The sequence below is a fragment of the Chitinophaga sp. 01L420 genome (assembly GCF_056399985.1).
The window spans coordinates 49922-62438 of record NZ_JBFTSK010000047.1 but is presented as its reverse complement, the minus strand read 5'-3'; the positions used below and the strand labels follow the sequence as shown (position 1 = coordinate 62438).

Genomic DNA, 12517 nt, shown 5'->3' with positions numbered 1-12517 from the left:
GCGCCATACATTTCCCAGACAGAGAAATCGAAACAATAGGAATGGAAAAGTGTCCAGGTATCTTTTTCAGAGAAGTCGAACAGGTTTTTATCGTTGAATAAAAGTCTGACTACATTCCGGTGTTCAATCATTACGCCTTTAGGCTGACCGGTAGACCCGGAAGTATAAATGATATAGGCAAGGTCCTGCGGTTGCACGTCAACAGGTGTGAAGGTTACTTCATCTTCCAGTTGATCCATGAAAATAACGGTGCCGGCGTAGTTGAATGCAGGATCAATGGTCGCCTGTGTGATTAATAACGGGGTGCCGCTATCTTCCAGCATATAGCTGATACGGTCTGCCGGATAATCGGGATCCATGGGAAGATAGGCGCCACCTGCCTTTAATATCCCCAGCAGGGCGGCGATCATGTCGGGGCTTCTGTCCAGCAGGACCGCGATAATAGGATTTTTAGCAGTTGGCAGCTGGGTTCTGATAGCAGCAGCTACCTGGTTGGCTTTTGTATTCAGTGCTGCATAGTTCATTTGATGGTTGTCCCATACCAATGCCGGTGCATCCGGAAATTTGTTAGCCTGTTCTTCAAATAGCTGATGCAAACATTTATCTGTTGGATAGCGGGCTGACATATTGTTGTTTCCCGTCAGTAGCCGTCGTTTTTCCTCTATTGTGAGGATGTTGATGTCCGACAGTTTTTTGTCGGGCGATATGCTGACCTGCTGTAACAGATTTACATAATGCTGCAGGAGGGCCTGAGCAGTTGCTTCATTGAATAGATCGGTACTGTATTCAAGATCTAAATCAATATTGGATCCGGTTTTAACGCCTTCCAGCAACAGGTCAAACTTACTGGTACCGCAAATATCTTCCACGGGGCTGAGGATGGCGTCTGCCAGTTGCAGCTCTTCTCCTTCGTCATACCGGAAAGCAAACATGACATCGAACAGCGGATTGCGGCTCACATCTCTTTTGAATTCCAGTTGTTCTATCAGGAGTTCAAAAGGATACTCCTGGTTTTTTAAGGCGTCTATACTGGTTTGCTTTACCTCGGCGAGGAAAGCTTTAAACGTTTTTTGGCCGGAGGGATAGGATCTCAGTGCCAGGGTATTGATAAATACGCCCAATACATTGTCCAGTTCTGTCCGGGTACGGCCGGCTACCGGCGTACCGACTACGATATCTTCATTACCGGAATACTTATATAGCAATACATTGAAAGCTGCCAGTAATAACTGGTTGATGGTACAACTCAGTTGTATGCTGCGTGTGTGTAGTTGTCGGGAGATGTTTTCCGGCAATGCAAGTGTTATTCTGTTCCCGTTAAAGGATTTTGTTGCCGGTCTTGGGTAGTCAGTTTGTAAAGAGAGTACGGGCGGTTCCTGTGAAAACTGCTGCAGCCAATAGTTTTGCTCCTCCTGCATACTGTCGGAAGCGAGCATATTATTTTGCCATACCGAAAAATCTTTATACTGAATGGTTAAAGGCTCCAGACTTTCCCCGTTATAAAGCAGCTCCAGTTCTTCCATAAATACCGCATCAGAAATACCATCAGAGATGATGTGATGCATATCGAAGAGGAGCAGTTGCTTCGCATCGCCGAAATCATATACGTGGGCTCTCAGCAGAGGTGGCGCCGACAGGTCAAACGGACGGATGAATGATTGTATCAGCTGTGTTTGTGCTGTTGCCGCTGCTTTTGTATAACCAACGCGGAAAGACATAGCGGTTTGTATGATTTGCACGGGCATGCCATCCCTCATTTCAAAGGCTGTTCTCAGTGCCTCGTGTCGTGCGATCAAATCCGTAAAGCATTTTTCCAGGCGTTCGATATCGATCCTTCCCTGCACCTGGTAAGCGCTTGGCATATTATAGCTGTTTCCTGCGCCTTCGAGCTGCTGCAACAGGTACAGGCGTTTTTGAGAAGAAGATTGTGGGTAGTAATCTCTTTCGGGGATCTTTACCAGTTCCCGCGTGGTAACAGATTGTTTGTTGTCCAGGAGTGTGGCTACATCTCTTAATACGGCAGCACGGAATACCTCACTGAACACCAGCCGGATACTGGTATGCTTATATACGATGTTAATAAACTGCCCTACTTTTAAGCTATGTCCGCCTAACTGGAAAAAGTTATCGGTAATGCTCAGATGTGGTATGCCCAGTAAATCCTGCCATATGCTGGCGACTAATTTTTCATGCGCTGTTTTGGGAGCTATATATACCTTATCAGATTCCGTTATCACGGTATCCAGCAGGGCTCTTTTATCCACTTTCCCATTGACGGTGAGCGGAATATTTTTCACGATGAACATCCTGTCCGGTATCATGAAGTGCGGCAGGGTTTTTCTGAGAAATGTGTACAGTGCGTCTGTTGTCGTGTTATCTTTGGTGACTACAAAAGCATACAGTGCTTTTTCATTCCGGCTTAGTTCTTTTATCACCACCGCCACATTTTGTATTGCTGTATGAAGGGTGAGCGCTATTTCAATTTCACCAGGTTCTATGCGATGGCCTCTTATTTTCACCTGGTCGTCTGCTCTTCCCAGGTATTCGATATTGCCGTCAGACAGCCAGCGTCCGATGTCTCCGCTGCGATATAGTAATGTATCCTTTTCAAAAGGAGAGGGGATAAATTTAGTGGCCGTTAATGCCGCGTTATTTAAATAGCCTTTTGCCAGGCCTGTTCCGGCAATATAAATTTCGCCCGGAACACCGGCAGGCATCAGTTGTTGTTGTTCATCCAGGATATAAACCTGCATGTTGCCGATAGGCTTTCCGACAGGTACATTCCTGCTGATATTTTTTGTTTCCTTAAAAATAGTTGTGCAGATACTGCACTCTGTGGGACCATAGGCATTGACGTATTCCTGTTCGTCCCGGAGGTTTAATTCCAGCCGTGGTATGGCGGGTTCGCCGGCGCTGATAAGCACCCTTACTTTAGCTAATGATGCTTTATTAAGATTACGCAGGTAGGAAGGAGGTATTATTAGCGCTGCAATATCGTTTTTGCACAGGAAATTAGAGAAGCGATCGAAATCAGCAATGATATCCTTTGATGCCGGGTATATGGTGGCGCCGGCATATAATGGCATGAATGTTTCCAGAACGGAACCATCAAAAGACAACGAGGCAAACTGGAGGAAATTTTCAGCAGACTTTATATTAATCTCCCTTAAATATTCCATCACCGTATTCAATGCTCCTGCATGTTTGATCACCGTACCCTTTGGCTGGCCGGTAGAGCCGCTGGTGTATATGATGTAGCTGGTATCATCGGGTGTATTTACCGGGAGCGGATTAAGCTGACTTTCTCCGGAATATGCCTGTTTGTCGATGTGAAGAAGATCGCCATCGAATGTTGGTGCATCAATATTGCTTTCGGTCACCAATAATTTAGCGCCGGAATTTTCCAGCATAAATTTTATCCGTTCTTCCGGATAAGCAGGGTCGATAGGGAGATAGGCCGCCCCTGATTTAAGAATGCCCAGGATGGTAATCATCGCATTCGCTGACTTGGGGATGAGGAAGGCGATGATGTCGTTGGGCTTTACTTTATAAGTATTCCGGAGATAATGCGCCAACGTGTTGGCTTGTGTGTTCAGAGTGGCATAAGTGAGCTGTTGCGTTTCAAACACAACGGCCATATTTTCCGGGTATGCAGCAACCGTTTTTTCGAATTGCGTCACCATTGTTCCCGGGTATGTTGTGGTTCCGTATGGCTGATTAAGCAACGCAGCTTTTGCAGTGGATGTTATCACCGGCACCTGGTCAATAGTTTGCGTGGGTGACTGGACCAGGGTGGCAAGCAGCGATTGGAATTGCTCCAGGAACTGATCTGTATAATATTCATCCCAGTGGCCGATATTAAAATCAAAATTTACGGTAACATCTTCTGTTTGTGATTCCCGTATAAATATGGCCAGTGGTGATTTTTCCGCATGATGTGATACTACGGCGGTTGCTGTTTCGAAGTTATTAAACCGGGTGTTGTAGTTTACTTTTTCGAAAGAGATGGTAATGTCAAAAAGTGAATGCAAATCCGGTTGTTTGGACTTTGCTATCCTGATGATTTCATCAATCGGGAATTGCTGATGCACCATGTCCTGCCGGAAAGCATCCCGGATTTGAGGCAGTAGCTGCTCAAAGGTAAGGGAGGAGGCATAACTCATCCGGAAAGGCAGTACGCCTACAAACAGGCCCAGGGTTTCCAGGAATGCGGCATTGTCCCTGTTCCGTACAGGTACACCGATAACGAGATCATTGTTGCGGCTGATCCGTGAGAAATAGGTGTAAAATATGCCCAGGAAAACATGGAAGGTGGTAACATTATTCCGCGAGGCAAGCAAACGTATGCTTTCGTAAAACTGGTTGTCTATCGACACTGATTTCCGGATGCTGCTGATCAGGAACTCCTCTTTTTTTGTGTCCCGGATGCCTGCGGAGAGTTCGGGAGGTACTGTTGAAAACCGCTGCTCCCAATATGTTTTATCCTGTGTGAATGCGGATGAGTATGTATACGCCTGATCTGCCTGCACATAGTCGAGATAGGAAAACGTGGTATCAGAAGAAACGGGTGTGCCTTCTGACAGCGTTTCATATATGGCCGATAGTTTACTGACCATCAGTGGAATGCTCCAGCCATCTACAATTGTATGGTGCATTTTAACATACCAGCACCAGGAGGTAGGGGACTGTTTTAGCAATGCAAATGTATACAGCTTGTTTTCGGTGAATGGCAGAGGCGAAACGGATTGCCTGTTCATCCATTCCTGACAGGCTTTCTGGCTATTTTCCTGGTTTGAAAAATCCAGGAAAGAAAAGATGGAGGCATCAGCAGCAACAGCTGGTTTTATTAAAAGCCGGGGTATGCCATCTATCTCTTCAAATCCGGAACGGAGTACATCATTTTGCGCAATCAGTATATAGATGGATTTTTCGAATAAACTAACATCTATACTTCCGTGTATGTGCGTATACACACATACATTGTATATGGCGGATTGCAGAAATAGTTTCTGTTCAAACCAGATGGCTCTTTGGTTAGCAGGAAGGGAAAACATATCTAAAAATTTGACACAAGTGACTATAATAGTGTAATATGGTAATTCTAAAAAGTGATAAAAAAGTTAAGTCTGAATTAAGTTTAAGAATGATGTTTTTTGTTATTGCTGGCATTCATACAAAGAGGGAATCATATCTTTTATCATTGTTGACATCTGTTTGGGAAGTTGTCACTGATTAAATAGAAACCAAGGTCATTTTGAGTGTTGAATCGCCTTTGATAACAACAACTACTTAACGGTTTAAAAACAGGTTATAACCATCACTTTTCAGCAACAGTAATATGATTCAATGTTATGTTCAGGTACAAAAACAATCCCGGCGGAAGTAATTGTTTTTTGTTTGTCAGTAAACGCTTTATTGATGAGTTTATTGGCGATGTTCCCGATTAGAGAACAGGGAAAATATACTATAAATGCATTTCACCTCTTTTTATGATGCACAGGCATTTCTACCTAATTTAAAAATTAAATGAGTTAAACAATAAATGCAAAAAAGAATAATCCAGCTTACTTAGTTAACTAAGTGTTGGATGGAAAGCAAATAGATAAATAGAACACCACAATATTAATGATTATCAGGTCTGGGTTTCATTTCGTTGTGATTTTTTACAATAAAAGTTTTCAATAATTAGTTGATCCTGCGCTTGGTGGCGTGCCGGGCATAACAAAAATCAACTGCATGTTCCGTGTTAACGAGATATGTTACTACCTGGATAGTATTTCGATTTCTAAATGTAAAATTTTTTGTTGGAAGAAAAAATTGTCTTCATTTCTTTATAAAGTTTTTAACAATGATATATTGATGATCACTGCTTTAGTCCTGCATTTTGTRCATAAATATATTTGGGGGTGGCATGAATTTTAAATTGTTGCAACATGTAAAATAGCGCTTTTACGTTATAGGCGGAATTGTTCTATAATGCTATATTGCCGCAGTGATAACACAGGTGTGAGGGAAATATCTTAATAATCATTCCTTTTTACACGGAAATAGAAAAAGGTTACACCAGCACGATCTGAGAAGTGTAACCTTTACGTTGATAATATTTTTTCAATGCATCTCTCCGTGTGGGTTATTGATAGAGGTAGTTCAACGCAATGATATCATTGCTATTAAACGTACGGTTGCCACCGTTGGAACAGGCAAGCATCCATGAATCTGCATCGGGTGAACTTGGTGTTCCCGGAATATAAACAGCGCCAACGCCGCCATCACCTTCATCTATCGGATCACCACCGCAGCTGTAAGAGCGGTCCATGTAATCTGTATGACGCATACCAATGCAATGTCCGATTTCATGTTGAATAACGGACCCTACATATTGTACATTGGGATTGCTGCCATATGCATCAGGGTGTGTGTTCATTTGCACCAGGTTGTACGGATCTCCGTTATCAGTAGGGAAACCAGACGAGCCTAACGTGATATAACCACCGCTGGGGCCTTCATAAAAGCCTTTAATAGTAATATCAGCTGTACCGCTGGTGATGCGCTGAAACTGTATACGAAGATTCAGGGCATTATAACGTTGAATCGCCAGGTCGGTGCCTTGCACAAACGCGGTGCCCAGACTGCTAACCTTTACTTTGATAATACGTGGTAAGCCATATACCGTGTTATCGGTATTGTATTGTTCTGTTTTGGCTACTCTTACCTTGCGGGTAACATCTTTCTTTGAAAGGTCCTTTGTACTCAGGAAAATATCTCCTTCTACAAGGTAGCCATCGTTTACTGCATGTACATTTCTGGTGCTGAATCCTTTCGCTTTTATTTGTGCTAACACGGCGTCAGGAACATTGGGTTTTTCACTACCACTTTGTTTATTATCCTTTTGGCATGAAATGGCCAAAGTTGCTGCCAGCAGGCAGGTAAAAAATAATGCTGCTTGATTTTTCATTGATTGAGATTTTGGGTTTTTTAGAATACGATCGTGCCTGCATGAAAAAAAGAGATATTCGCACGGCTAGCTGGATAGCCAGTGTCAGGAAATAATTAATGAAAGGAAATGCTCAGTAAGCAATAAAGAAAGCCAATAGGCATATATGCCCGCTAAATGAATCAATCTTTTTTCTGTTGGTGAAATCCAGTCCTGTACAGTGATTTGGGTCTACTGTGGGTTACAAAAGTTTACTTAAAGATGATGGTTTAGTCTCTCAGATTTTGTTGTAAATAGTAAATATCATTCAGGCAATATTACGGTTTTTGTTTCAGCCACATTTATGCGGTCGTTAATTTAATGGAATTTTAATGTCCTGCCGCAGCATTTCTTTTTCTGTCATCAATGTAATAATGGAAGGTAGGCATCCTTCCTGATTTCATACAAAAAATTCATTTTGGGGGCTTCCCCGTAGTAGGCAATGTTTTCCTCCGCTATTTTGCTGGCGCCTATTCTGCCAATAGCGATCTGAGAACGGATGTTTTCGGCGCCAATGTGGAAATGAACTTTATCTACATATTGGAAGATGTAGTCCAGCATCAGCTTTTTGACGATGCTGTTGATACCCGTTCCCCAAAATCTGGTACCATAAAAAGTATAGCCGATCAGTATACTTTTCTCCTGCTCATTATAGTCGTAGAAACGGGTGCTGCCTGCTATTTCTCCTGATTTTTTATCTATAATTTTAAATGCGCCCTGGCTGCGTATGGCGCCATCAAAATAAGTCAGGAAGACTTCTTTTTTCCAGCGGTCTTTATTGGGATGTTGTTGCCATATTGCTTCGTCAGCGGCTACAGCATATAGTGCGTCAAAGTCGGCTGCTGCTAAGGGTAACATCAGGGCGGTATCATTTTCTAAAATGGGTTGTATGGAGAAATTTATCATGGGCATTTACGTTTTTTCCGCACAAAATTACAATTAAACGGGAAGAGCTGAGTAGTCCAGGTGGAATAAAATGGATAGTCCAGTGTTGGTAAGGTAGTGTTACCAAACATACTTACCTGGCTTTATTAAGATGTAAAAATAATAGGTAATAACACGGCATCCCCTCAGAAAGAATGGCGAATATGTAAATTTATCGTTACATTCATCTCATCTCAAAAATCTCTTTTTATGTTATGGACTTTACTAATCGGTGGCATTGCAGGATGGCTTGCCGGTAAATTAATGCGTGGTGAAGGGTTTGGTGTGATTGTAGACATCCTTGTTGGYGTTGTTGGTGGCTGGCTGGGAGGCTGGGTATTCGGCAAACTGGGTATCCATATGGGGAATGGCTTCATTGGCTCCCTGATCGTTGCATTGATTGGGTCCATCATTCTTATCTGGCTCGTACGTCTTATTAAGGGAAGATAGCCTTTTAAAAGATCTTTTGCAGCACAGCACTCACCGGTATAGCACTGGTGAGTGCTGCGCTGTATGGTATTACTTCGTACTGATTTCTATCTTACCTCCATTCTTGAATAAATCATTCGGTACAAAATAGCCGTTAAGTTGTTGCCCGTTTACTTTGATCCCCGTTAAATTTCTGCCTCTTCCTGGTTTCGATATCGTGAGCAATTTACCACTCGCGGTTTTCCATTTTACTTCATCAAAAAGTGGTACTGTCACAATATATTCCGGATCAGTAGCAGAGAACGGATACAATCCTAATGCGCTGAATACATACCAGGACGACATTTCACCTGCATCATCCATGCCGCAGAGCGCAATGCCATCGTCGCCGATACCGTATAAAGTATTTAAGATGGTATCCAGAATATGCTGGGACTTTTCCGGTTTCCCAACAAAGTAGTATGCAAAAGGAGCTTCATGATCCGGCTGATTGCCATGGCAATACTGACCTATCATTGTTTCTACATTCCGGGCAATATATCGGGGATTCCAGGGAACGGTAAACAAGGAATCCAGTTTGGATTCAAATACTTTTGCACCACCGTATAAGGCCACTAAGCCGGGCATGTCGTGCGGCGCAAAGAAAGATACCTGCCAGGCGTTGGCTTCCCTATACATGTATTCGTAGTAGGGATATTGCGGATTAAAGGGGGTAATCCAGGAACCATTTTCCAGCCGACCCCGCATAAACCGGGTAGATGAATCAAATACATTTTTGTAGTTTTTGGACCTGGCCATCAATATCCTGTAGTTGGCCGTATCTCCCAGCTTTTTGGCAATCCGGGCAACGGAGTAATCATCATAGGCATACTCCAGTGTTTTAGACACACCTGCTTTCCCTTTTGTTTCTACGTGGGGATTCGTTACATCCGGATCTGAAATAAACCCTTTTTCAATATACTCCCTGATAAATGGTCGTGCACCACCTTCTACGTTGGCGTTCTTCAGTAGTATTTCATAAGTACCTTTGATATCAAAATTATCAATGCCTCTCAGGTAGGCACCTGCAATAGAGGAGGCGCCGTGATCACCATGAAAAAAAGTAGGGATAAATCCTTTTTTATCTCCCACATCTTTCATGGACTTAATCACATCCAATGTTACCTGGGGGGTGATCAGGCCCAGTAACACATCTTTATTCCGATAGGTATCCCACAGCGAAGGTTCTGTGTAATAATTGAAATCAGCTTTCACTACATGATGCCTGGCATCGGTAAATGCGCCGTTTACATCGCTGCGTAATGCAGGCCATAAGAATGACCGGTACAAACAGGAATAGAGCATTATTTTCTGTTTCTCTGTGCCTCCTTTTACCTTTATGGATGACAACAGTGTCTCCCATTTTTTCGTGGCTTCTTTGCGGATGTCAGCAAAAGATTTGCGCCCGATTTCTTTCTCCAGGTTTTCCTTTGCATTAGCTATGCTTACGAACGATATACCTATTTTCACTTCTACAGGAGCGGTACTGCCATCTACTAAATGCACCATGGCATAACCGTCGTTGTTGCCTTTGTTTTTCAATTCTAATTTTGCAATGTCTGTGTTCAGGAGTGCGTAAAAATAAATTCTTTCTCCCGCCTGCTGATAGCCCTGTACAGCATTGTTGCCTGCTTTTTCAATATCCCATCCGTTGACCCTGTTGTTGGCTCTGGCCAGGTCAAATAGAATTTGCCGGTCACTATTGTTTTTATATTCATATTGGTGATAACCGCATCTTAAGGTAGAAGTAAGGTTTACATTCACATTATAATCATCCAGGTACACCTGGTAGAATCCGGGTGCTGAACTTTCTTTTTTATGGGAGAAGTGTGAACCAAATTTTTCACCGGGATTTGAAACAGGCAGTATAGGAATGTTACAAAGATTCCAGTGTCCTTTGTTGGTATGTGTAAAGCCAAAAATAAAATTATCCTCATATTGGTATCCTGCGCCGGATCCATAGGCTGTTACAGGGCTTAACTGCACCATGGCATTGGGAAGAGAGCTGCCGGGAAAGGTAAGTCCGGCCCATGATCTCCAGCCCCGCGGTAATTCATATCCTAAAATTTTCGGATCTGTCAGTGGTGCGGTGCCAATAAAAGTATTTACATACTTCGTATAAGCCGTTTTAGTCTGGCTGTTAGCCGTTGCGGCAAACAGTAGTAACCATAAAATGTGGAATCCCTTGATAACTTGCTTGTTCATGCCTGGTAAATAGTTTTGTGGCTATCTCAAATATATAAGTACCTTATTGAGTGTCTTACACACACTGTATGTGATTGCTAAACCGATTTAGGCACCAATAAATGTATTCAAAAAAAAGTATTTATCAAAGCTATTATTGTGGAGTGGGACAGGCGTAGCAGCACACCCGTAATTATTATCGGAACGATGAACTATCTTGGGCGGGATTTTTTCACCATAATAATAACCCATGAAAAAAGTTTACCAGCCTTTACTGCTCCTGTTTTTATCAGCCGTTTTTCTTTCCTGTAATAACAGCAACGGTGGCAAAACCACGGAGGCAGCCCAGGAAACCTTGCCTGCTTTTGCGGATTCCCGGAAAGGGTTTGTTACCAAATTGACGCAGCACAACAAAATGGACGTGCCCGTACCCCAACCACCGAAGGAGCTGTTTTCCATTGTGGCCTATTCGTCTGATATTGGTAACATGGAAGCCTATCTTGGCAAAATACCGGACAGCGGGAAACTACATCCTGCCATTATCTGGATCAGCGGAGGCTTCGGAAATGATATTGGTGGCGTATGGGAGGACGCAGATCCGGAAAATGACCAGACAGCCGGTGCATTCAGGAAAGCAGGTATTGTGATGATGTATCCGGCTCAGAGGGGTGGTAACCGGAATCCCGGGTATGATGAGTCTGGTTTTGGTGAAATTGATGRTATACTGGCCGCCGCGGACTTTCTTGCTAAACAGCCCGGTATAGACTCGAATCGTATCTACCTGGGTGGGCATAGTACCGGTGGTACCAAGGTATTGCTGGCAGCAGAATGCAGTAAAAGATTCAGGGCGGTATTCAGCTTTGGGCCAGTACAATCCTATGATAGCTATGGACCGGAGTCCTGTACCTTCAATACGCAGGATAGCAAGGAATCACTCCTCAGATCACCGGCTTCCTGGTTTTCCTCTTTACAAACGCCGGTATATGTTTTTGAAGGAGATGGACAGGGTAATATAGAGGAGTTACGTGCCATGAAAAAGAAGGCAGCAGCAGGACAAAATAAGTATACCCATTTTTATGAGGTGAAAAATAAGGATCATTTTTCTGCGCTGCAGCCGGTTTGTAAAATTGCTGCGCAGAAAATTCTGGAAGATGATAAACCGGGCGCCGTAAATATGGATTTTGAAAAAGAGGTCGCAGCCATTCAATAGGTGCACCTGGCATATATGTAGCAAAGGGGGAGGAGAAGGCGTTGCAGGAAACCATAAGTAAGCTTTATATTGTCTGTTGGCATACAGTAGTTATAAATGGCGCGAATTTACGGGTAATTTACTATTGAAAATGGGTAATCTGGTGTTCATCTCCTATCAAAAGAAATCTTATTTTAGGCTATTCATGACCATGAGCAGCAAAGAACAGGATTATTATTCTTTTTGGGCATTGGGAGATCTTGCCGCATTTAAACAGATGATGAAGGCTTTCAGCCCTTCATTAAAGTATTTTGCGTGTAGTATCGTTGGAAATGAAGCGGAAGCAGAAGAGGTGGTAGCAGATGTGTTTATCAAAATATGGCAACAAAGAGCGGATATTACCCCGCCTGATAATTTGCAATACTATCTTTTTAAAGCGATAAAAAATACGGCCCTTAATTACCTCAAAAGTAATGGCCGCAGAACCACCCATTATGCTGCCTGGGAAGTACAGGTAAGCCGCCATGGCGCCCAGAGTCCGGAAGACATACTCATAAGCAAGGAGCAGCTGGATCATATCCGGTCCGCCATCCAGTCTTTGCCCCCGCGTTGCCGGCAGATTTTCGTGCTTGTAAAAGAAGAAGGCTTCACCTATGAACAGGTAGCTACCCTGCTCGACCTCTCAAAAGCCACCGTAAATGTACAGATGACCATTGCCCTGAAGAAAATATGGTCGGCACTGGGACCTACCATCAAATACTCCTACTCATAATTTTTTT

At 43.2% G+C, this 12517-nt stretch carries 7 protein-coding genes; 3 read left to right on the top strand and 4 right to left on the bottom strand.

Annotation, left to right across the window (positions count from 1 at the left end):
• The 3 genes from AC1DP6_RS30315 to AC1DP6_RS30305 form a co-directional block, all read right to left on the bottom strand.
• On the bottom strand, positions 1-5054 hold a 5054-nt coding region (locus tag AC1DP6_RS30315), incomplete at its 3' end, for an amino acid adenylation domain-containing protein (protein ID WP_477058243.1).
• A gap of 1076 nt (positions 5055-6130) precedes the next feature.
• A complete protein-coding gene (locus AC1DP6_RS30310; protein ID WP_477058242.1) occupies positions 6131-6955 on the bottom strand; it encodes a M57 family metalloprotease in 825 nt (274 codons plus the stop codon).
• A gap of 381 nt (positions 6956-7336) precedes the next feature.
• Entirely contained in the window at positions 7337-7879 is a 543-nt protein-coding gene (locus AC1DP6_RS30305) for a GNAT family N-acetyltransferase (protein ID WP_477058241.1), read from the bottom strand.
• A gap of 228 nt (positions 7880-8107) precedes the next feature.
• Here AC1DP6_RS30305 and AC1DP6_RS30300 point away from each other — a divergent pair, with 228 nt between their 5' ends.
• Positions 8108-8347 (top strand): GlsB/YeaQ/YmgE family stress response membrane protein, encoded by a 240-nt coding sequence (locus AC1DP6_RS30300; RefSeq protein ID WP_477026797.1) that lies wholly within the window; start codon positions 8108-8110, stop codon positions 8345-8347.
• A 69-nt stretch (positions 8348-8416) separates the two neighbouring features.
• Here AC1DP6_RS30300 and AC1DP6_RS30295 read toward each other — a convergent pair whose 3' ends face one another.
• Positions 8417-10570 (bottom strand): GH92 family glycosyl hydrolase, encoded by a 2154-nt coding sequence (locus AC1DP6_RS30295; RefSeq protein ID WP_477058240.1) that lies wholly within the window; start codon positions 10568-10570, stop codon positions 8417-8419.
• Between the two features lie 229 nt (positions 10571-10799).
• Here AC1DP6_RS30295 and AC1DP6_RS30290 point away from each other — a divergent pair, with 229 nt between their 5' ends.
• Both AC1DP6_RS30290 and AC1DP6_RS30285 read left to right on the top strand, forming a co-directional pair.
• Complete coding sequence (locus AC1DP6_RS30290) at positions 10800-11759, top strand: alpha/beta hydrolase family protein (RefSeq protein WP_477058239.1); 960 nt, start codon at positions 10800-10802, stop codon at positions 11757-11759.
• A 190-nt stretch (positions 11760-11949) separates the two neighbouring features.
• A complete protein-coding gene (locus AC1DP6_RS30285) occupies positions 11950-12510 on the top strand; it encodes an RNA polymerase sigma-70 factor (protein ID WP_477058238.1) in 561 nt (186 codons plus the stop codon).
• Positions 12511-12517 lie beyond the last annotated feature (7 nt).